The sequence below is a fragment of the Natrarchaeobaculum aegyptiacum genome (assembly GCF_002156705.1).
Classification (GTDB): Archaea; Halobacteriota; Halobacteria; order Halobacteriales; family Natrialbaceae; genus Natrarchaeobaculum; species Natrarchaeobaculum aegyptiacum.
In genome coordinates this window covers 3504405-3525124 of the sequence record NZ_CP019893.1, presented here as the reverse complement: position 1 = coordinate 3525124, position 20720 = coordinate 3504405, and the positions used below count along the sequence as shown (strand labels likewise).

Sequence of the window (20720 nt, the reverse complement as noted above, 5' to 3'; positions counted from 1 at the left end):
AAATCGCGTGGTAGATACCGAACGCCTGTAGCGCCCATCCTCATTTCTCTGCATCGCCTGCAGCGCCCATCCGATTTTCAGACGGTTAGGATTTGGAGGACGTGAGCGGGGTGTATTATATTCTGGGAGCTGCTGTTGACCAGTGTCTAGTTTCGAGGGACTACGGTCAACTTCCACCAGCTGACCGAGACCGATCACTGGATTCCACTCACGGAATCCGGTCCCAACGGGCCGGTGCCGGAACCCGGGGAGTCAGTGATTCGGTCCCATCGTTACCGACCACCCTCGAGGAGCAGGGATGATCGACCTCGCGAATCGAAACCACTTTAGGGGGGATCGACCAAGTGGACGACGAGGGGTCGTGGCCAAGCCAGGCATGGCGACTGACTCCAGAGGCACCGCGCCCGGGACGACACTCCAGACTGATATACTGATCGGACACCTGATCAGTGTCCGTGTGATGACCCTCTGGAGTTCCGAGGCGCACCGGAGATATCAGTCGATCGGGGGTTCAAATCCCTCCGACCCCATCCTCACTGCAATTCACTCCCGACAGCCCAGCTAATCGGCCTGTACTAGTGCGATGCTCGGCATACGACAGGAATTCGACGGTCCTCGTCACCGATGACCACTGTCGGCAGGCCATCTGGCGTCGCTCGAGGTCTCGATTCGGTCGCGAGTCGGTGACGACTCGAGTGACGGGAGTCACGCGGCAGCGATTCGATCCGGGGGGACCCGACAGGAGCTGACGTGGCTGGGAAAACGAGGTCGATCGTAGTCGTGCGATCGCGCGTGAGACCTCTCTGGACCGATCGCAGTGTACGTGGTTCGCAAAGACGGTGGTGCAGAAGCGTCGATCAGGCGTCGGCGGTGCTCGTATCGACTCCAGCACCGTCGCCGTTGATCCGAACGAACCCGTAGTCACAGTCCGGACAGTGCCACTTGACCTTCTCGCCGAGGTGGAGGGTCGTACTTGCTGCTCGGTAGAACGTCTTTTCTCCCCCGCACTCGGGACAGTGGTGCTCGAGTTCCATGATTGGTCGAGCGTTGGTGGCGGGAGGTGTTTAACGTACTGGTCTGTGGCAATCTTCCGCCGAGTGAGTGCTGGGGCACGGGATCTGAGAGCGTGCTCTCAGCCGGGGAATGCCCGTGTGGAATTAAGTACGCCCTGGTCGTCGGAACGAGTATGTCGATCTATACCGGTCGCGGTGACGAGGGCAAGACCGACCTCCGGGACATGACTCGCGTGTCGAAAGCGAGTGCCCGGATCGAAGCGTACGGCACCGTCGACGAACTGAACGCGCTCGTTGGACGCATCCGACCGACTGGACACGACGACGTCGACGAGCGATTGCGGACGGTCCAGAACCACTTGCACGTGGTGCTCGCTGATTTCGCGAATCCCGATCCTGACGAGGACGATCCTGTCGTCCGCGCCGAGCACGTCGACACGATCGAAGCGTGGATCGACGAGTACGACGACGAACTCGAGCCGTTGACGTCGTTCATCCTCCCGACGGGGAGCGAACACGGATCACAGCTTCACCACGCGCGGACGGTCTGTCGACGCGCGGAGCGTCGTGCGGTGTCGCTGGCGAACGAGGAGCCGATCAACGAGCAGGCGATCCAGTACCTGAATCGACTCTCCGATGGGCTGTTCACGCTGGCGCGTGTGGTGAACGCTCGAGATGGTGAGCCAGAGGAGGAGCCGCGGTACTGACGGGCGGGTTGGGATCAACCGACGAAAGGAAGTCTTAAGTCGAACGCACGGATACCAACGCGTGCGGGTTGGTGATCTAGTCCGGTTATGATACCTCCTTCACACGGAGGAAGTCGGCAGTTCAAATCTGCCCCAACCCACTACTTCTGTCGCGAGCAAACCCGCGGGCGACAGAATCGCTACGTTGGGCAGAGTTGAATCAGGGAGTGGAGCAAAGCGGAACGACCGTGGTTCAAATCTGCCCCAACCCACTGATTTTGCTGTGGGTGACCACGCGAGCAGTAACTTCCTCACGGTGCGTGGGTTCGAACAGGAAGTGGAACGACCGTGGGTCAACGTACCGTCAGTGCTCACTGATCGCCGGACTCGCTCGAGTCTTCCGTTCGGATCCGTCGAGTGACGCTCGCTCGACCCCGTCACGTCTTTCCCTTTCACAGCGTGCTGGGCTGCTGCCGGGGGGATGTCAGTTCCCAATCCGTCGCGATGGTCTACAGATGGGCAAGGGGAGTGTCCTGGGGCTTGATCCCGGGGCGGTTGACTGGATGGTCGTCTGTGTCGCGCTGTACGGATCCCGTTACGGGGATTGTCGGAACCTATCAGTGATATGTCGACCATACAGCTCGAGATCGGAGGGTGAAATTGTCGGTAGAGATCGGGTGAGGTGGCTGTTCGGTTGTGCCGGTCGATTGGAGGAGAGAGGGTTTCTCTGATCAGATTATGGCATTCTGTCCGATCGTACCGTGTTCGTTCGTGAACAGTTCAGAAGGGCGTAGTTCGGTCGAATTCGGTAGTTCACTGATAACAAAATGTACGGCAGATGGAGTGATCGGTACTCACCGGTTCGACGGCGGCGCCGTTCGGACCGGGGGGAAAGCCATGACAGACGAACACCGACTCTCCAGGCGAGCGTGGTTCAAGAGTATCGCGGCGAGCAGTGCCCTCCTTGGCGGTGTGGCACTCGGTGCCAGCGGCGTGAGTGCCGACGACGGAGATGGAATCGAAGACGACGTCGTGTTTTCGTTCGAGCGTCTCGATCCGTGCGCCGAGATGGCGGAGTTTTACGTCCACCACGCGCGGGATACGGATCTGACGTTCACCTACTACGTCTCCGAGACCGGCGAAAAGGGGACGATAACGGTCGAAGATAGCCTCGCTACAGCCGGGACTTTCTGGGTGAAGGCTCCGAAAGGTGTCGCGACGGTCACGTTGTACTACAAGGGGCGACCCGTCGGCGCGGCAGCCTCCCACCCTGACGCCGTCCGAACGGAAAACGGCCAGCCGGTGTGTGAGTACGATGGACGGGCGGGCGACGACCACCACACGGTTGTCGAGCCGGCTGGCGATGACAAAAAACCACGGGAGAAAAAACACGACACCAGGAAGGGTGGTAAACGTACCAAAAAGTAACCACAGCACAGCAATCCGGACTCCACAATCACCGTTTGACGTTCGGTGATCGTCGACTGAGTGTTCAGTCCCGTCCCGTTTCGTTCTTCTCGAGGCGACGTTCGAACGCGAGCCTCCGACCCGCTCTCGAGTCTGGCCTCCGGTGGAACCTGTCTCTCGGTCTGGACACGATTCCCACATACCTGACGTGGAGGAATCAGGTTACATTTCGTCAGAGGGCTGGTTTTAGACGGCTACGGGCACTCAGAGCGAATGTCTCACACGATGTACTACTCCGACAGATATATTTATTTATCTTATGTATCTGCACTCGAAGATGTACGATCTGACCGGATTTCAGCGCGATCTGTTGTTCGTCATCGCCGGCCTCGATGAACCACACGGACTCGCGATCAAGGAGGAACTCGAGAACTATTACGAGAAGGAGATCCACCACGGTCGGCTCTATCCGAACCTCGACACGCTCGTCGACAAGGGGCTCGTCGAGAAGGGGACCCGAGACCGGCGAACCAACTTCTATACGGTAACTCGGCGCGGCCAGCGCGAACTCGAGGACCGTCGGTCCTGGGAGGATCAGTACGTCGAAGATATCGTTTGAGGAGCAATCCAACTATTGTATTGCTGATGCGTTTGCAGGTCTACTAGCATCTGTTGTCACACTCGAGAGCGCTAGCCGCTGACCCACGTGTGTATCAGTTCGGAATCGCGTCGGCCGATAGGCGATCCCAGTCGAGTCGCACCGTCTCTTACCTCATCAGGGTCGGATATGTCGGGTATCTTGCTGTAACAAAGTTCACTGAAATACTATTAGTGGTGCCTGCAATCATGACAGAGATGGCTACACAACCCAGTACGGCGGCTATCGAATCGGCATCATCGTCAGAGACGAGCCTCGGTCCGAACGGCAACGTGATCGCGTTGATCGCGTACCTGTTTTCGCCGCTGACGGGCGTTCTCGTGTACTTCCTCGAGCAGGACAACGAATTCGCGAGGTATCACGGCGCACAGAGCGTCGTGTTCGGATTGTCGGTGATCGGTCTCTACGTCGCCCTCACGGTCGTCATGCTCGTCCTCGGTGTCGTAGCTGGCGCGATTCCGGTCCTCGGCGTCGCCCTCGAGATGCTCCTGTGGCTCGTCAGCCTCCTCGTATCGCTCGTCCTCTGGCTCGGCGTGTTTCTCGCCTGGCTGTTCCTCGTGTTCAAAGCCTACCAGGGTGATGTGGTGCACATCCCGGTCGTCACACCGGTCGCCCAGAAGTACCTGCTCTGAGTCTTCGTTCGCGACGAGAAACGGATGTCTCGATGCCGTTCGATTGTTACGACGAGTCGTCGGCGAGGCGGCTCCCACCCGGTGGCATGAAGTGCTGGATGCGATCGGGACTCGCGACCTTTCTTACGAACGAGTCGTCTTCGAACCGTTCGCGAAACCGTCGGTAGAGTCGCTTCGCGGCGTCGGCCTGCGCATATCGGCCGGGTTCGAGTTCGATCGTCGTCGCCGCCTGGCCCCCGATAGCCGACGGTGGCCCGCCGATGACGCGCGTGTAGGGTTCACACTGGATTCCGACGGCCGAGCCCACTGGCGTATCGTAGTAGTAGGTCCGATCGCCGCGAACGGCGAAGCCGCCTTTCTCGAGGTACTCGCCGCTTTCGGGGGTCTTGGTGACCTGGTCGGCGTCGACGGCGTAGACGTCGCCTGCGTAGCGACCGTCCTTCCAGACCGACGAGTAGGTGACGGCGAACTGGGCGGCTTCCTCGATGCTCGTCTCGGGCAACTCGATGTCTGCGGAGGCGGCCTCGCTGGGATCGGTCGCCTTCAGCACAGTAACGGGACCGCCGTGGGCCTGGGTGTGTAAGACTTTGTCACCGGGCTCGAGGTACTTCTTCACTAACTCCTCGTTCTGGTCTGCGTTCCGGCCGCCGATGACGAGGTAGCCGTCGCTGGTGTGGAACCAGCGAAAGCGGTCGTACCAGGGTTCGTTCTCGCGAATCGGGATCGAGGGCATCGAGAGCCAGTCGCGGTCTTCGCCGTCTTCCTCGGCTTGCTCGGCCGGTTCGTCTTCGAGTTCCCACTCGTCGCGGCGCCGTTTCGCGTCCTCGAGGTCCTCGCGGGTGTCCTCGATCGCGGCGAGGGCACCCTCTTTTTTCTCCTCGACGGTTTTGGCCTCCTGGTAGAGTCGGTCGGCGTTTTGCTCGACACCCTGGTCGACGATCACGTCGACGTGTTCACCGTCGATCTCGAGGGTGACGACGCCCTCGCTGCCGTCGACGTCGACGACGGCCTCGGCGGCCTCGATGCCACGCTCGCTGCCTTCCTCGAATCGAGCATCGATCTCCTCCCAGGAGTGGCCTGCCTCGCGAGCGTCGCGAATCGTCGAGAGGACGTCGTCGACCAGTCCGTAGTTCCCGTAGAGGGACTCGGCCTGCTCGCGTAAGGCGTCGGCTTCCTGTTCGAAGCCCTCGATTGCGCCTTCCTGCTGTTCGATGATCCGTTCGTACTTGGCGATCTCCGACTCGAAGTCCGGGCGCTGCTCGGTCGGGTCTGGTTCGCCTTCCTCCTCGAGTTCGAGGCGGAAGAAGTAGTCGTCGAGGGCTGCGAGGAACGAGTCGGCGGGTTCGGCGGCCACTTCGGCGTACTCCTCGAGCGGGAAGGGAGTGACGTCGACGACGCGTTCGGTGGCGTCGTCGCTGTCGTCGCTGTCGTCATCGTGGTCGTCGGACTCTCGTTCGACGTAGAGCCGTGGGTCAACGTTCCCGGTCCGGATGTCGATCGCGAGCCGTTCGACCGCCCCGTAGAGTCGGTCGTAGACGTCCTCGTCGGCGTCGTCGATGTCCATCGCCTTCTCGACGCCTGCGCGGGTACAGACCTCCTCGGCGTAGAGCCCACCGAAGTTGAGCTGGGTCGCCAGCGTTCGTACGACGTCCGTATCGGAGTCGTCCATCTCGTGGCCGAAGGCCTCCCGGGAAATCGACAGCGGGTTGGTCCGGGTCTCGGGGAACTCGTAGCGAGAGCCGGGGACGACCGTGCGGGACTTCAGCCGGACGGTCTCGAGGCAGTCGATGACCTCGTACTCGCCGTCGGTGACGGCCACGTTGCCCTGCCCGAACAGTTCGACGATGATCCGGGTGGTGCCGTCGTCACGTTCGAAGACGAACTCGAGGATGCGGTCGAACTCGAACTGTTCGACGCCGGCGAAGTCCGCGCCGGAGAGGCGATTCCTGAGCATCATCGCGAACTGCGGCGGTCGTCCCGGCGCGTCGGGCACCCGCTCGGGAGCTACCGTGTGGGCGCGCTTGACTTCACCGACCTCGACGAGGAGTTCGACCCGCCCCCGGTCGAAGTCCCGCATCTTCAGCCGGAGGAGGTCGTCCCCGTAGAGGTAGGCCTTGTCGACTTTCGCCCCCTCGAGGGACTCGAGTTCCCTGACGAGGGCGGCGAGGTCGACGCTCGTGAGTTCCCGCTTTGGGTCCATACCAATCAGTGCCCGGCCCTGTCAAAAAGACGTGTCGCTCCGAGTCGTCTCTGTGCGTGAATTCGACGGCGTCTGTTCTGGCGGGGGTGTAACCACCACGAAAGCCCCTGCCAGCGTCCGGTCGATGGGCTCGCTGCGCCCTTCGGTCGCTTCGCTCCCTCCAGTGCTTTCGTCGCCCGTCTTTCCGGACGCTGGCAGCCCCTTTCATTCCCACCCGACTGCGGCTTGACCGGCCTGGAGACACGGGTGGGAATGAAAGGGGGCGACCCGCTCGACCATCCCCGACGACGTAAGCACTGCAGCGAAGCGCGCAGCGAGTCGCGGATGGTCGAACGAGTCGGGGGCTTTCGTGGTGGTATCATCCGAATCGAGCAAACGCTTACCAGATCGGCCGTCGACTAGCAAGAGAGTCGCAACACATAATCCGCGTCGTCACCCACCTGTGTGGTATGAACCACGGCCACGGAGGTCGTCACCCGTGAGCGCACCGACAGACAGGCGCGGGTGGCAGGACGCGACCCGCCTCCCCGACTTTATCGACCAGCTCGAGGAGACCGGTGCCGTCCCGGTCCTCGAGTTGCTCTCCGATCTGAACGAGCAGGCCGACTTCGGCGTCGAAGCCGACGGCGTCGTCTATCACGACCGTGGGATTCGGGTGCCGGGCTACAACGCGACGTTCGTCCACGAGCCCGCTGGTGCGCGTGGACGGCCGGCCTGGAGCGTCGAGGTCGATACCGTCGGGCCGCGAAACACGTGGGCGAAGTTCGACGACACGCTCTCGTGGGACGTCTACCTCCTGCGGACCCGGGGACTGGCTGCGCTGGCCTGGTTGAGCGACGAAGAGTATCGCATCGAGGAAGAAGAGCACTTCCCGTCGAAAGACGAGGCCGTCGTCGCCGGCCGTTTTTCGTTCGGTATCTTCCTGCACACCGGCGAAAGCTGGGACGAGCAGGTCGAACGCATTCAGTCCACGAACGCACCGGCGTACCTGCAATCCGAAGACGGGACGGTCCACCTCCCCCAGACGCAGTCCGAGTTCTACCAGTTCGTCGACTCGACGCCCACCTCGTTCCGAACCAGCGGCGGCAACGCTCCCTCCTACCTCGGGCTGCTCGAGCTCGAGGTGACGATCGACTGAGGGCTGGGCGCACTCGACGACGGTCAGGACGCTCACGCGGTACGAAGGATCAATCGAACCTTCAGAACGGGCCGTCGAACACTTCGTGAACGACGATGACGAGAATCAGACCGAGTGCAAACAGCGGAATTGCAATCTGGGTCGAGAGATCGATCGCGTCGGCGAGACCGAGCGCGGCGACGACCAGGATGGCGACGCCAATCGCGTAGACCACGAGATTCCGGCCGACCTCGAGCGGCTGGATCGACTCGAACATGGCGGTCATTCGGCTGGGAGTCCGAAATGCGTTTGGGCGCGTCTCGGGTTCAGGACCGATCGCGTGGGTGCAGACAGCCCCACGACCGTCGGTCACAGACGAGCGTCACGGGTCGCAAATCCGTAGCGTTCGAGTCGCTCGAGGTAATCGAGGTGATTCTCCTGGAGTTGTTCCGCGGCCAGTTCGTCTGCGAAGAGCTTCTCGACCGTTTCGACCAGTTGTTCGCCCACGAGCGCGTCAGGGACGGCGACGTGGGTCGCGCCGGCCTCGAGCAACGCGGTCGCCTCGTTTGCCGACGCGGCTCGCAGGAGGACGTCGGCCGGCAGGTCGCTCTCGAGGATCGCCGTCGAGACGGGGCGGTGATCGATCGTCGAACAGATCAGGGCAGCGTCCTCGGCCTGTGCCTTCTGCCAGGGGTACGCCGAGAGCGCGTCACCCAGCACGTAGTTCTGACACTCCGCGTCGAGTTCCTCCCAGAGGATCGGGTCGTTCTCTATTACGACGTAGGGGCGATCGCGTTCCTCGAGTCGTTCGACGACCTGCCGGCCGATGCGGCCGTATCCGACGACGATCACGTGGTCTGTGAGGTCGTCGACCTGACTCCGTTCGTCGACCTTGCGCGTTCGTCGCCGCCGGAAGAGTCGGGCGACGACGGTCTCGTAGACGGTGTCTTCGATCTTCCGGGTCACGAACGTGAGCAGCATCGTTGCTGCGGCCGCGAGGATGATCGCGTCGAACAGCGGCGGAGCGATCGTCCCCATCAGGAGCGCCTGGATGGCGATGATCAGCGCGAACTCGCTGACCTGGTTCAGACTCGAGCCGGCGAGAAACGCCGTCCGGGCGTCGTAGCCCTCGTAGACGAACGAGAGGACGTGGACGAGCGGATTCAACGCGAGGACGAGGACGGTGAGCGTCAGCGCCATGACGAGCACCTCGAGCGAGGGGATCGCGACGAGCGCGCCGACGGTCACGAAGAAGATGGCGACGAAGAAGTCGGTGATCGAACTGATCCCGTTCTGGACCTCGAGTGCCTGAGTCCCGTCGCTGCGGATGGCGATGCCGGCTGCGAACGCGCCGACGACGATCGAGAGGCCGACGTACTCGGCTGCGGCGATGAACGCGATGAGGATCGAGATACTCCCGACGAGCACGAGTTCGCTGTCGCCGTCGGCCAGTCGGACGAGCAGCGGAAACCCGTGTCGATAGATCACCAGTCCGGCCGCGACGAGCAAGACCGCGTACCCGATCTGGGCGGCGACCGCGTCGGCGGTGACGACCTCGACGCTCAAGATCAACAGTGCGACGATGGCCACGACGTCGTCGACGAGGTGGATCGAGGCGGCCAGCCGGCCGTGGACCAGGTTCTCCCTGATCTCCTCGCCGAGGAGGACGCTACCGACCAGCGACGAACTCAGGACGACGGCCGCGCTGAAGTAGACGGCGTTGCGGACCGGTTCCTCGAACCCGAAGGTGGTTCCGAACAGGTAGCCGATCGCCAGCGCGACGGGAGCGACCACGGCGAGCTGGGTGAGTGCAGCGACCTCGGCGTCCCGGAGCACCGACTCGATGTCGCCGAAGTCGACGCGGATAGCGAAGGCGAACACGAGGAAGGCGATCCCCCACTGGGCGAGCAACAGGATCTCCGCTTCGGTGACGAACCGGCCGGCGATCAGCCCGGCGATGATGTAGAACGGAATCGGCGAGAAGCCGAGCTGGTTCGCGACCAGCGAGAGGATCGCAGCGGTCACGAAGACGACCGCCAGCGCGATGATCAACGCCTCAGGCACGGTCGTCACCCCCCGTCCATCGATCGTCGGTACCGACGTCGACACCCGATTCCGTCGGAAGCGACCGGCCCGTTCGAGCCGACTCGAGGCTGGCTGCGTCTCTCTCGATCGCCGTCTCGAAGGCGTCGGGATCGGTTACGTACAGGTCGACGTACTCGCTCATCTTTTCGGCCGCGAGGTGGGTGCTCATGATCACGTAGGTCGCTCCGGCGTCGTAGAGTGCCCGGGCGTGGTCGATTCGCTCTGCCTCGACGAAGACCGTCGCGTCGTCGTCGACTTCGGCGAGCAGCGCGTCGTTTACCTCGCGTTCGACCGTCGAACTGAGGACGAACGCGGCGTCCCCGAGCGCTGCCTCCTTTCGCACTTCCTCGTGGCGGAAGTCACCGAAGACGTACTCGTAATCCCCGGCGGCCTCGAGCGCCTCGAGGTGGTCAGTCCGGCGGTCGATCACGACGACGTCGTCGTAGCGCTCAGCGAGTAGCGGGAGGGCACGTTCGGTGATCTCGTCGTAGCCGATCGCGACGGCGTGTCTCTCGTACCCGCCGAGGTCTGCGTCCTGTTTCTCTCGCGAGTCGAATCGTTCGAACCACGGCTCTGCCTGGGCGTAGAGCCAGTGATTGTAGGTGATCACGTACGTCGAGATGCTCATCGTGAACAGCGCCATCAGGCTCAGATAGCCGAGAATGTCGGAACCGATGTAGCCCTGATCGATCGCCAGCGCGCCGACGATCAGCGAGAACTCACTGACCTGAATCATGTTGATCGAGCCGAGGAAGGAGGTCTCGACGGCGAACCCTTCGCGGTCGATCAGGTAGAACATGATCCAGAAGTTCCCGATCATCAGGACGATCGAGGCGACGATCGCCTGCCACCAGTAGGCCAGCAGGCTCGAGAGCCCCTCGATCTGGAGGCCGATACTCGCGAAGAAGATGAGGATGAAGAAGTCGGTGATCGGCGTGATCCGGTCCTCGAGTTCCTTGCTGTAGGGGAGCTGGGCGAGGCTGATGCCCGCGAGGAAGGCCCCGACTTTCGGATCCAGATCAGTCCCCTCGGCGATTGCGATGAACAGGAACGCCCAGCCGATCGCGACGATGAGGAAGACGTCCTTGTTGTCGGCGACGCGGCGAAACAGTTCTGGAAGGACGTATCGGGAAGAGAGCAGCGAGAAGATGCCGATAAAGGACATCATGACGACGATGACGGCGAGCGTGGAGGCGATCTCGGCCCCGCCACTGAGGTCGTCGGCGGCGAACAGCGCGAGGACGACCACGAGGTAGATGTCCTGAACGATGAGGACGCCGACGTCGATCTTCCCCGGGAGGTTCGTGATCTCGTCCTTGTCGGTCAGGATCTTGACGATGATCGGCGTGGCACCGAAGACGGTCGCCAGCGCGATGACGAGGATTTCGGTCGTCTGAAAGCCGAATGCCCAGGCGACGAGGAAGGCGAGTGCCGTCTGGAGGACGGTCTGTCCGAACGCGACGTTGGTCACCGCCGGGAGGATCTCGCGGATGTCCTCGAAGCGCATCTTGAGTCCGAGCAAGAACAGCAAGAACGCAAAGCCCAGTTCCGAGAGCAGGTCGACGAGTCCCTCGTCGGTGACGACGTCGAAGACGACCGGTCCGAGGAGAATCCCCGTCAGGATGTAGGCGATAATCGTCGGTTGCCCGGTCTGGCGGGCGACCAGCCCGATCGCTGTCGCGACCACGACGATGAGCGCGAAGTCCGCAGCGAGTGCGATTTCAGACATCTGCCGACGACCGACGGGACGGTACCCGAATCACTCGGCCGTCGGCCTTCAGCGTGTTGCAGGATTCCAGTGCAAGCAACGCGGTGATCGGCTTCTCAGAACGACAGGCGACGGTGAAATTCCCATACGGATTCCTGTACCGATGTCCCGGCGCAACCGCCGCCCGGGTCGTGGGTGGGTCGGAACTGACGGACAGGAAACCGTATCAGTCGTCTGCTGGATGGAACGTCACGTACTCGTCGAGTGCCTCCCGTCGTTCAGCCCGAAGTTCATCGGGCGTCTGGTCGCCCTCGAGCAGTCCACGAACGTGTTTGACCAGCTGATCTCCCGCGAGGAGTTCGGAGACGCTCACGTACAGCGCCCCGGCCTCGAGCAACTCGAGGGCGGTGTCTTCCTCGCTGGCCCGGAGGGTGAGGTCGACCTCGAAGTCGAACGAGAGGAGCCGTTTCGAGACGAGTTCGGAGTCGATCGTCGAGACGACCACTCGAGCGTCCTCGACGTTCGCTCGCTCCCAGGTCGACCGTTCCATCGCGTCGCCGAAGACGTAGGCGTCGCACTCGTTCGTTAGATCTTTCCGGACCGTCGGGTCGTTCTCGATCACGACGAACGGCTGATCGATTTCACGACAGGTTTGGGCCAGCTGGTGGCCCTGTCGGCCGAATCCAGCGATGATCACGTGGTCGGAGACGTCGTCTGGGACGTTGCTCCACTCCTCGAGTCGTCCGGTCCGGACCGGGAACACGCTGCGATCGGCGAGCGAGCGATAGATCGCCTCGTCGTAGCGCTGGGTGAGACTCGAGGTGATCATCGTAATGGCGGCGGCGAAGATGATCGCGTCGAACACCGACTGGGTGATCAGGCCGATGACGAGCGCTTCGATCGCGATGATGAGTGCGAACTCGCTGACCTGATCGGTGCTCAGGCTGGTCAGGGTCGCGGTTCGTGGATCGTATCCTTTGTATAGCAAGATCGCGGTCGTGACCACCGGTTTGACGACGACGGTCAGGATCACGATCCCGGAGACGATGACCAGTTTTTCGATGGTCGGGGCGGCCACCAGCGCGCCGATCGTCACGAAGAAGATAGCGACGAAGAAGTCCCGGACCGACTGGAGCCCGTTGAACAGGCCGAGGTACTCGACGGGGTCGTGGCGAACGGCGAGTCCGGCAGCGAACGCGCCGACCACGACCGAGACGCCAGCGAGCTCGGCCGCACCGACGAAGACGACGAGCACCGAGACGACGCCGACGATCATGAGTTCTGATGACCCACCGGCCAGTCGTCCGATCACGTCGAAGAGGTACCGGTTGACGAGGTACGCGGCGGCGACGAGCCCGACACCGGCGGCGAGCTGGGTTCCGATCGCCTCGAGGCCGAGTACACCTGCGCCCATCAGCAGGATGAACGCCACTGCGACGATGTCCTGGACGAAGTGGATCGACTCTGCCAGCCGACCGCGAACGAGCTCCCGTCGAATCTCGGTCTGCATCAGCGCCGTTCCCACGATCGTCGAGGAGAACGCCGCGGCGACACCGAGGTAGATCGCCTCCGACTGGGGAATGCCGAGCCAGAGTCCGAACACGAACCCGAGACTCCCGACGACGAGGATCTGGCCGAGCGCAACGACTTCGCTGTCGACGAGCACCGTCCGAACGCCGGTAAACTCGACCCTGACGCCGAACGTGAACACGAGTAGTGCGATACCGTACTGGGCGAGCTCGAGGGTGAGACTTTCGTCGACGAAGAGGCCGGCGACGACACCCGCGACGATCAGCGCCGGCACCGTCGGCAGCCGGTATCGGTTGGCCACGAACAGGAACGGCCCGAGCACGATGAACAGGATCGAGACCGTCGTGAGAAGATCAGTCATCGAGGGCACCTCCCATGCGTTCCGGCGTCGCCGGGAACGGATCCGTACTGCCGAGCTGTTCGACGTCGAGTTCGATCGCCTCCTCGAGTGCCGGTTCGTCCTCGAAGTACGCCCGGAGGTAGTCTGCCAGTCGGTCGCCAGCGAGGTGGGTGGTCATGATCACGCAGTGTGCACCGCGGTCGTAGAGTTCGCGTGCGTCGTCGACGTGTTCGGCCTCGACGAAGACCGTGGCGTCTTCCCCGGCCTCCCTGAGCAGCGCTTTGTTCACGTCGGGCTCGACCGACGACGAGAGGACGAAATCGGCCTTTTTGAGCGCGACGTCCTTGCGGATCGTGTAGTTCCGGAAGTCACCGTACACCGCGTCGTAGCCCTCGTCCTCGAGCGTTTCGACGTGAGAGACGGTCCGGTCGACGACGACGACGTCCTCGTAGTGGTCGGCAAGGAGGGGGACCGCGTTCCGGGTCACCTCGTCGTAACCGATGACGACCGCGTGGTCACGGTACTCACGTTTTCCGCCCTCGAAGTCGTCGTCACCCTCCCAGCGAGAGAGGTAGGGCTCGACGCGTTTGAACAGCTGGTGGTTGTACTCGATGAAGTACACGGAGACGCTCATCGTGAACAGCGCGATGAGCGTGATGAAGCCGAGTACTTCCGGTTCGACGAACCCACCCTCGACGGCGACGGCGGTGACGATGATACCAAACTCGCTGATCTGCATCATGTTGATGCTCCCGAGGAACGTCGTCTCGAGGTCGAATCCCTGCCAGTCGATCAACAGGAAGAAGATGACGAACTTCGCAGGCATCAGGATCAGTGCTGCGGCGATCGCCTCCCAGGTGTGGGCAAAGAGCTGGGTTGCATCGAGGTCGAGCGCGACCGAGACGAAGAAGATCATCACGAACAGGTCAGTCAATGGGTTGACACGGTCCTGTAGTTCCTTGCTGTAGGGGAGCTGAGCGATGGCGAGACCGGCGAGGAACGCCCCCATCTCGATCGAGAGGTAGGCTTCGATGCCGAGTGGGGCGAGAAAGAGGTTGACGTTGTCAGAGACGAAGACGAAGAGGAACGCCCACGAAATGGCCAGCAGGAAGAAGACGTCCTTGTTGTCGGCGATTCGACGGAAGACGACGGGCAAGACGGTCCGAGAGGCACCGATGGCGGCGACGGTGATGATCGCGACCAGCACGAGGACGACGCCGAGGGTGGTCACAACTTCGGCGAGGTCGTCGGGCTGGCCGGCAGCGAGCACGGCGAGCAAGATGACGACGACGATGTCCTGGACGAGCAACACGCCGACGTCGATTTTGCCGTGCAAGGACGTCGCCTCGTCCTTGTCGGTCAGCATCTTGATGACGACCGCCGTCGAGCTGTACATGAGCGCGAGACCGATGATGATGGCGGCCCAGATGTCGAATCCGAGGGCGAGCGAGAGGACGATCCCGGTCACTGCGACGGCGGCCATCTGCGGGATCGAGATCTTGACGATCGGTGCGAGGACGTGCTCGACCTCGTCGAGGCGCATCTTGATCCCGAGCAAGAACAACAGGAATGCGAGGCCGAGTTCCGAGAGCAACTCGGTGAGTTCACTGACTTCCACGATCCCGAGAGCAGCGGGCCCGATTACGACACCGGTGACGATGTAGGCGATGATCGTCGGCTGGCCGGTCTGTTTCGCGAGGAAGCCAACGGCCGTCGCACAGAGGAGGATGACGGCGAGATCGGGCGAAAGAGCTACCTCGGAGACCATTGCGTTCGGCCGATTCTATTTGGGGTCGTCAATTAACAGTGTCGAAACCCGTCCTCGGTCGGCCACCCGGTCGACCCCCTCGGGGATCATCCGAGCCGCGCACGATCACCTCGACGACTCCTCGAGCGGTCCGGTCCTCCGTTCGCTGCAACCGCTGGGACGAACAGATAACTTCAACCCCCTCGAGTCCCCTCCTCCGACTATGCCACAGGCGGTCGTCTTCGACCTCGATTACACACTCGCGGTTCCGACGCGGGACCGGGCGACCATCCTCGAGGAGGCCGCCGCCGCTGCGGACGCGCCGTCGCTCTCCCGGGAGGCCTACCTCGAGGCCCATCGCCGGAACCTCACCCGGGAGACCCGCGAGCCGATTTTCGCGGACCTGCTCGATGACCACGACGCCGACGCGGAAGTCGACCCCGCCACACTCGCGACCGCCTACCGGGAGACGATCGCCGACGCACTCGAGCCCCTGCCCGGCGTCGAAGAGCTGCTGGCCTCACTGCGGGAGTCCTACCACGTGGGGCTGCTCACCAACGGCCCCATCGTCGCCCAGCGGGACAAACTCGAGACGCTGGGCTGGGAAGAGGCCTTCGACGCCGCGCTCGTCACCGGCGAACTCGAGGCCGGCAAACCCGATCCGCGCGCCTTCGAGGCCATCGCTTCGGAACTGGACGTCGAGCCCGCGGAGGCGGTCTACGTGGGTGACGAGGTCGACGCCGACGTCCGCGGGGCGACGAACGCGGGGATGGCCGTGGTTCAGGTGTTGCTCGAGGACGGTCCCGAGCCGGATCCGCGGGCCGTCGCGCACGTGTCACAGCACGACATCGCGACCGAGCTTCCGGCCGTGCTCGAGAGGCTCGAGTAGGAGTCGGAACGTTCCAGATCGCTGTACTGCTGGTTCGTCAGTTCCGATCGTTATCGTTCGGGACCGCAATTTCGCCGTACAGAACGTCGTCGATATCGACTTCATCGATCGGTTCGTCGGCACTCACTGATGGCGCACTGAAGAGTGGATCGTCATCGGCTACCTCGGATCCGGGAGGACAACGACCGCTGTCCCACCGCGCACCGGGTTGGTCCTCGAGGCCATCGTGAGCATCGTCTCCTGGCATCGGCTCTCACTCGTCGATTGCATTCGATCGATACTCATATAGGTGTACAGGAAACCGTCTGGTAGGGAGTGAGGCCGGTATGGTCACACGCTGTTGTTACTCATCCCCACTACCGAAAATCGTCTCGTGAACACCCAGTACGAGCCCGGGGACGACGGCCATGAACAGGTGTTCCTCGAGCGGGATGCCCGCGACGTCGATCCCGGTTCGCATTCTGATGTCGAAGACGCCGACCTCGAGGGTGTACCGGTCCCACGCGTACGCGAGTGGATACAGTGCGAGGATGGTCACCGCCGCCTTCCGAAGTGCACCCGCGCGGCGTAACAGGGCGAACGCGATCGCCCCCCAGAAGACCTCCGTCGCGAGGTAGGTGTACCGACCGAAGACGCCGATGTCGGGCAGGACCGTTCCCTCGTCTCGATTCGTCGCGTCGTCTCCTCGAGTCCGATCGCCCTCGCGTTCCGGATCGGGCTCGGACGGACCAGTGTCTGGCGTCGAATCGTCGGACCCCGGATGCGCGTCGACTCGAGTGGGGTCGTCGGGTGGTGCAGCGAGTCCCATGGGCGCACGGCCACGGGAAGCTCAAAGAGTCTTGGCGTCGTGGGCCGTTGCTGATCCAGAGGGCCCTGCGAGAGTGAGGCAGTATCTTCAAACCCTCTGAGCCAGAACGGTACTGATAGAACGATGAATATTGCTGATATCGCGACGCAGGAGTATATCGAGGTCGGAGTCGGCGAGCGAATGGGGAAAGTCCGTTCGATGTTCGAGAACGGGAACCCGAAGGGGATCATCGTCACCAACGACGGCGAGTACGAGGGCGTGATCAGCGAACGCGAGGTCCTCCAGTCGCACGTCGAAGACGACGCGAAGGTCGCCGCGCTCATCAAGCCCAGCCGGAACTCCCCGGCACCGAAGATCGACCGCGACGAGGACGTTCGCGAGACCGCCCGGATGCTGATCGAGAGTAACGCGAAGGTCGCACCCGTCTTCGAACACGGCGACCTCTGGGGCGTCATCAGCGACGACGCCATCCTCGAGGCCGTTCTCGAGAACCTCGACACGCTAACCGTCGAGGACGTCTACTCGTCCGATCCCGTGACCCTCAACGAGGACGACGGCATCGGCCGGGCGATCAACCAGCTTCGCGAACACGGCATCTCGCGACTCCCGGTGTTAGACGACAGCGGCGTGCTCACGGGCGTCGTCACCACTCACGATATCGCCGACTTCGTCATCCGTCAGGAGTACTCGACGACGACCGGCGACCGCGTCGGCGACAGCCAGCGGATGCTCGACGTTCCCGTCTACGACATCATGAACAGCCCCGTCGAGACGACCACGCTCGACGCGACCGCCCGCGAAGCGATCGAACAGATGCTCGAGCTCGACTACGCCGGGTTGATGGTCACGCCCGACGGAAACGATCGCGAGGTCCTCGGCGTCGTCACGAAGACGGACGTCCTGCGGGCGCTGACGCTCACCGAGGAAGAGCGCATGGACGTCCAGATCACGAACATCTCGATGCTCGACACCATCACCCGCGAGGCGATCGTCGAGGACATCCAGGAGGTCGCAGACAAGTACGCCGAGATGCAGGTGCTCCACGCGCACGTCCGGTTCAAAGAACACAAGGAGAAACTCCGCGGGACGCCACTGATCCACTGTCAGGTCCGCCTTCGGACCAACAAGGGGCAGGTCGCCGGTACCGGCGAAGGCTACGGCGCAGAGAACGCCTTCCGCGTCGCTCTCGAGAAACTCGAGCGCAACGTCCTCGAACTGAAAGGCATTACCAGCGACGAAGAGTACCGCGGACAGCTCCTGCGGAAGTTGAACGAGCTATAACACGGGCCTCGAGTCCCAGCCCGACTCTCTGACTGTCTCCTCTCGCCGAGGAAGTTCAGATCGGCCAGGGACAGGCGAAACCCCCAGCACCTTTTGACCGTGCCGCCGTGGAGACGGGCACGATGAACGTCGCAGTGATCGGTGCCAACGGCGGAATTGGTCGTGAGTTGCTCCCCAGACTCGACGATGCCGGCCACGACCCGATCGGAATCGTCCGGGACGAATCCCAGTTCGACGAGATTCGCGACCGCGGCGGGGAACCACGGCTGGGCGACCTCGAGGGGGAGTTCGCCGACGCACTCGAGGCGTGCGACGCCGTCGTCTTCACCGCGGGCTCCGGCGGCGACACCGACTGGGGGAAGACGCTCCTGATCGACCTCTGGGGAGCACGACGATCGATCGACGCCTGCGTCGAGCAGGGCATCGATCGCTTCGTCATGATCAGTTCGTTCAACGCGAGCGAGCCACTGGGCGAGCCAGAAGCCATGCGTCCGTACTGGGTCGCAAAGCGCTGTGCCGACGACTTCCTCGAGGCGTCGCCGCTCGAGGCGACGATCCTCCGACCGACCGCGCTCACAGACGACGAGGGGACCGGTCACGTGTCGTCGGCCTTCGAGTATCCCGGTGAAAGCGGTGCGTCGATCCCGCGTGCCGACGTGGCGCAGGCGGTCGTCGCGAGTCTCGAGAACGAGGACACCGTCGGCGAGACGATCAGGCTCTTCGGGGGGGAGACGCCTATCGACACCGCGGTCCAGCCCGAAAACTGATCGTTCTCGAAACGACGCCGAACTCCATGGGTAGCCCCAGCCGTCTCAGCCGGGTCGAAGGCTCTCGTTAGGGCTCGGGCATCCCGCCACCGCTCTCGAGTCCGGTCTCCGTGATCCGAAACTGCACCGACTCGCCGGCCGGCTTCGACCGGTGTTTCTCGAGCGTCGCCCGCCGATTGCCCCCGCGGAAGCGCTCGAGGCGGACGACGACACCGGTCCAGTGCTCTAAGGTGTTCCCGCCGAGTGCGCGCGTCCGATCGGAGTCTGGGTCGGCGAAGACCTGATTCGTCAGGACGACGGCGAGGTCGTGTTTGCGCGCCAGCGAGAGCAGGTGGGTCACCTGCCGGGCGACCGACCGGAGGGCCTCGCCCCCGTCGCCCGTCCCGTCGCCGCCCCCCGGGCCGCGCTCGAGGCGGTAGAACCCGGTTGCGCTATCGAGGACGATCAGGTCGGCCCCCTCCGCGAACGCCTCGGCGTCCCGGACCGCCTCGGCCTGCTCCTCGAAGTCGAGGGCATCCTCGACGACGATTCGCGAGGCGAGCGTCTCGACGTCGGTTTCCGCGGACTCGTCTCTCGGCGACTCGTCCCCGCTCGGGACGTCCGTCTCCTCGACGCCGCTCGAGAGGACGTCGGTCGACCGGTCGTCTGGTCCACGAGTGCGATTCTCGTCGGCCCGTGCCGAGAGCAGTTGCTCGAACCGGTCGACGGAGACGCCTTCGGTGTCGATATAGACGGCAGTGCCGCCGGCAGCAGCCGTCTCCACGGCGGCAGACAGCGCGACGTTCGTCTTGCCCGCGGCGGGCGAACCGTAGATCTGGGTGACGGTTCCACGCTCGAAGCCGCCGCCCAGCAACTCGTCGACGGCCTCACAGCCCGTCGGAATCGCCTCGTCCTTCACGGTCGCCCTTGGAAGGCTCGGTGCAAAAAGGCCCCGGAACGGCACGAACGGTCGAGAACGCGGTCCGACGACGATCGATCGACTACCCCGATTGTCGAGGGGACGACTCGAGTGCCCCACTCGGCGTGAGGATCGACGGCCAGCGTCGGATACGTTTATTCGGGCCGCCCTCCAACGATCGGACGTGATCGTCGTCGCAACCGCCGACTTCGAGGTCTACCACGGCGTCGTCAACGAACTCCGGGATCGGGGGACCACGTTCACGACACTCGAGCCCGATCAGCCGCTTCCGAAGCGGACGACCGTCGTGGTGACCGACGCCGAGCACGTCGATGCGTTCGCAGACGCTGAGCCAACCGTGACGACGATCGTCGCCGAACCGGGCGAGTCACGGAGCGCGGTCGACCGCGCGCTGACCGCGCTTCGCGGCGACGGCGGCCGGACGACCGTCGGCGTCGATCCGGGGCGTCGGCCGGGAATCGCCGTCCTCACCGGCGAGACCGTCGTCGCCGCCTTTCAGGTCCCGCTCGCCGACGCCGTCGAGCGCATCCAGCGCGAGGTTCGCGACGCCGCCGACCCGGTCGTCCGCATCGGCGACGGGGCCCGCCTCCAGGGGTCGACGATCGTCAACGATCTCGAGGGGGTTCGCGTCGAACTCGTCGACGAGACCGGAACGACGCCCTACCTCGGCACCGGCGCTCGCGGGATGGGTGACGTCCTCGCCGCGGTCAACATCGCTCGACTCGAGGGCAAGCCGATCGAGGCCCGCGACGTCGAGCCGACGGCGGGCGAGTTACAGGTGATCAAGGATCGCTCTCGTGAGCAAAGCGAGACGAACCGGACGATCGACGAGGAGCTCGCCCGCCGGGTCGCCGCCGGCGAGTTGACGATCGAGGAAGCGCTGGCCGAGCACCGTCGGCTGTCGGGAGAGGACTCCTGAAACTGCTGCCGTCG

Annotated in this window: 18 protein-coding genes and 2 tRNA genes; 11 read left to right on the top strand and 9 right to left on the bottom strand. The window is 63.4% G+C overall.

The genetic code is table 11. The features are described from left to right. The first annotated feature begins 355 nt into the window (after window positions 1–355). Window positions 356–530 (top strand) — tRNA-Trp (locus B1756_RS19265). Window positions 531–857: 327 nt separating this feature from the next. Here the strand turns inward: B1756_RS19265 and B1756_RS19725 are convergent. Then, window positions 858–1034: a DUF7838 family putative zinc beta-ribbon protein gene (locus tag B1756_RS19725; protein WP_186336476.1), complete on the bottom strand. Its 177-nt coding sequence runs from the start codon at window positions 1032–1034 to the stop codon at window positions 858–860. 152 nt (window positions 1035–1186) lie between these two features. Here B1756_RS19725 and B1756_RS16955 point away from each other — a divergent pair, with 152 nt between their 5' ends. From B1756_RS16955 to B1756_RS16935, 5 genes are all read left to right on the top strand, one after another. Further along, window positions 1187–1720: a cob(I)yrinic acid a,c-diamide adenosyltransferase gene (locus tag B1756_RS16955; RefSeq protein WP_086889621.1), complete on the top strand. Its 534-nt coding sequence runs from the start codon at window positions 1187–1189 to the stop codon at window positions 1718–1720. A gap of 65 nt (window positions 1721–1785) precedes the next feature. Then, window positions 1786–1860, top strand: a tRNA-Val gene (locus tag B1756_RS16950). Window positions 1861–2395: 535 nt separating this feature from the next. Beyond that, window positions 2396–3127, top strand: a complete 732-nt coding sequence (locus B1756_RS16945; protein WP_152031334.1) for a hypothetical protein — start codon at window positions 2396–2398, stop codon at window positions 3125–3127. Between the two features lie 316 nt (window positions 3128–3443). Beyond that, window positions 3444–3725 (top strand): PadR family transcriptional regulator, encoded by a 282-nt coding sequence (locus B1756_RS16940; RefSeq protein WP_086890242.1) that lies wholly within the window; start codon window positions 3444–3446, stop codon window positions 3723–3725. A 236-nt stretch (window positions 3726–3961) separates the two neighbouring features. Continuing rightward, window positions 3962–4396 carry a DUF4870 domain-containing protein gene (locus B1756_RS16935; protein WP_152031333.1) on the top strand — a complete coding sequence of 145 codons (435 nt, stop codon included), beginning with the start codon at window positions 3962–3964 and terminating at the stop codon, window positions 4394–4396. A 46-nt stretch (window positions 4397–4442) separates the two neighbouring features. Here the strand turns inward: B1756_RS16935 and rqcH are convergent, their stop codons facing one another. Then, window positions 4443–6596: a ribosome rescue protein RqcH gene (gene rqcH, locus B1756_RS16930; RefSeq protein ID WP_086889618.1), complete on the bottom strand. Its 2154-nt coding sequence runs from the start codon at window positions 6594–6596 to the stop codon at window positions 4443–4445. Window positions 6597–7074: 478 nt separating this feature from the next. Between rqcH and B1756_RS16925 the strand changes: the two genes are divergently transcribed. Then, window positions 7075–7734 (top strand): hypothetical protein, encoded by a 660-nt coding sequence (locus B1756_RS16925; RefSeq protein ID WP_086889617.1) that lies wholly within the window; start codon window positions 7075–7077, stop codon window positions 7732–7734. Between the two features lie 61 nt (window positions 7735–7795). Here B1756_RS16925 and B1756_RS16920 read toward each other — a convergent pair whose 3' ends face one another. From B1756_RS16920 to B1756_RS16900, 5 genes are all read right to left on the bottom strand, one after another. Next, on the bottom strand, window positions 7796–7990 hold the full coding sequence (locus B1756_RS16920; protein ID WP_086890241.1) for a hypothetical protein: 195 nt from the start codon (window positions 7988–7990) through the stop codon (window positions 7796–7798). A 92-nt stretch (window positions 7991–8082) separates the two neighbouring features. Further along, complete coding sequence (locus B1756_RS16915) at window positions 8083–9777, bottom strand: cation:proton antiporter (protein WP_086890240.1); 1695 nt, start codon at window positions 9775–9777, stop codon at window positions 8083–8085. Then, complete coding sequence (locus tag B1756_RS16910) at window positions 9770–11527, bottom strand: cation:proton antiporter (RefSeq protein ID WP_086889616.1); 1758 nt, start codon at window positions 11525–11527, stop codon at window positions 9770–9772. Before B1756_RS16910 ends, B1756_RS16915 begins: the two co-directional genes overlap by 8 nt. 205 nt (window positions 11528–11732) lie before the next feature. Next, on the bottom strand, window positions 11733–13397 hold the full coding sequence (locus tag B1756_RS16905; RefSeq protein WP_086889615.1) for a cation:proton antiporter family protein: 1665 nt from the start codon (window positions 13395–13397) through the stop codon (window positions 11733–11735). Next, complete coding sequence (locus B1756_RS16900; protein ID WP_086889614.1) at window positions 13390–15144, bottom strand: cation:proton antiporter; 1755 nt, start codon at window positions 15142–15144, stop codon at window positions 13390–13392. The genes B1756_RS16905 and B1756_RS16900 overlap by 8 nt, the downstream gene beginning before the upstream one ends. Window positions 15145–15346: 202 nt before the next feature. On the opposite strand from B1756_RS16900, the gene B1756_RS16895 reads away from it, so the two are divergent. Continuing rightward, window positions 15347–16012, top strand: coding sequence for an HAD family hydrolase (locus B1756_RS16895; RefSeq protein ID WP_086889613.1), 666 nt, complete (start codon window positions 15347–15349; stop codon window positions 16010–16012). Window positions 16013–16355: 343 nt separating this feature from the next. Here the strand turns inward: B1756_RS16895 and B1756_RS16885 are convergent, their stop codons facing one another. Beyond that, the gene (locus B1756_RS16885) at window positions 16356–16661 is read right to left on the bottom strand and encodes a lycopene cyclase domain-containing protein (protein WP_228434626.1); all 306 of its coding nucleotides are present in this window, start codon (window positions 16659–16661) and stop codon (window positions 16356–16358) included. A gap of 282 nt (window positions 16662–16943) precedes the next feature. Between B1756_RS16885 and B1756_RS16880 the strand changes: the two genes are divergently transcribed. Together B1756_RS16880 and B1756_RS16875 are read left to right on the top strand one after the other, a co-directional pair. Further along, window positions 16944–18101, top strand: a complete 1158-nt coding sequence (locus B1756_RS16880; protein ID WP_086889610.1) for a CBS domain-containing protein — start codon at window positions 16944–16946, stop codon at window positions 18099–18101. 122 nt (window positions 18102–18223) lie between these two features. Then, window positions 18224–18868 carry an SDR family oxidoreductase gene (locus tag B1756_RS16875; protein ID WP_086890239.1) on the top strand — a complete coding sequence of 215 codons (645 nt, stop codon included), beginning with the start codon at window positions 18224–18226 and terminating at the stop codon, window positions 18866–18868. A gap of 67 nt (window positions 18869–18935) precedes the next feature. On the opposite strand, the gene B1756_RS16870 is transcribed toward B1756_RS16875, so the two are convergent. Next, the gene (locus B1756_RS16870; protein WP_086889609.1) at window positions 18936–19766 is read right to left on the bottom strand and encodes an AAA family ATPase; all 831 of its coding nucleotides are present in this window, start codon (window positions 19764–19766) and stop codon (window positions 18936–18938) included. A gap of 184 nt (window positions 19767–19950) precedes the next feature. Between B1756_RS16870 and B1756_RS16865 the strand changes: the two genes are divergently transcribed. Further along, window positions 19951–20706 (top strand): hypothetical protein, encoded by a 756-nt coding sequence (locus B1756_RS16865; protein WP_086889608.1) that lies wholly within the window; start codon window positions 19951–19953, stop codon window positions 20704–20706. Window positions 20707–20720 lie beyond the last annotated feature (14 nt).

Excerpts from the sequence above, each read along its gene's own strand:
- B1756_RS19725 (WP_186336476.1), bottom strand. The coding sequence starts at position 1,034 with ATGGAACTCGAGCACCACTGTCCCGAGTGCGGGGGAGAAAAGACGTTC.
- B1756_RS16955 (WP_086889621.1), top strand. The coding sequence starts at position 1,187 with ATGTCGATCTATACCGGTCGCGGTGACGAGGGCAAGACCGACCTCCGG.
- B1756_RS16940 (WP_086890242.1), top strand. The coding sequence starts at position 3,444 with ATGTACGATCTGACCGGATTTCAGCGCGATCTGTTGTTCGTCATCGCC.
- B1756_RS16935 (WP_152031333.1), top strand. The coding sequence starts at position 3,962 with ATGGCTACACAACCCAGTACGGCGGCTATCGAATCGGCATCATCGTCA.
- rqcH (WP_086889618.1), bottom strand. The coding sequence starts at position 6,596 with ATGGACCCAAAGCGGGAACTCACGAGCGTCGACCTCGCCGCCCTCGTC.
- B1756_RS16920 (WP_086890241.1), bottom strand. The coding sequence starts at position 7,990 with ATGTTCGAGTCGATCCAGCCGCTCGAGGTCGGCCGGAATCTCGTGGTC.
- B1756_RS16910 (WP_086889616.1), bottom strand. The coding sequence starts at position 11,527 with ATGTCTGAAATCGCACTCGCTGCGGACTTCGCGCTCATCGTCGTGGTC.
- B1756_RS16905 (WP_086889615.1), bottom strand. The coding sequence starts at position 13,397 with ATGACTGATCTTCTCACGACGGTCTCGATCCTGTTCATCGTGCTCGGG.
- B1756_RS16900 (WP_086889614.1), bottom strand. The coding sequence starts at position 15,144 with ATGGTCTCCGAGGTAGCTCTTTCGCCCGATCTCGCCGTCATCCTCCTC.
- B1756_RS16895 (WP_086889613.1), top strand. The coding sequence starts at position 15,347 with ATGCCACAGGCGGTCGTCTTCGACCTCGATTACACACTCGCGGTTCCG.
- B1756_RS16880 (WP_086889610.1), top strand. The coding sequence starts at position 16,944 with ATGAATATTGCTGATATCGCGACGCAGGAGTATATCGAGGTCGGAGTC.
- B1756_RS16875 (WP_086890239.1), top strand. The coding sequence starts at position 18,224 with ATGAACGTCGCAGTGATCGGTGCCAACGGCGGAATTGGTCGTGAGTTG.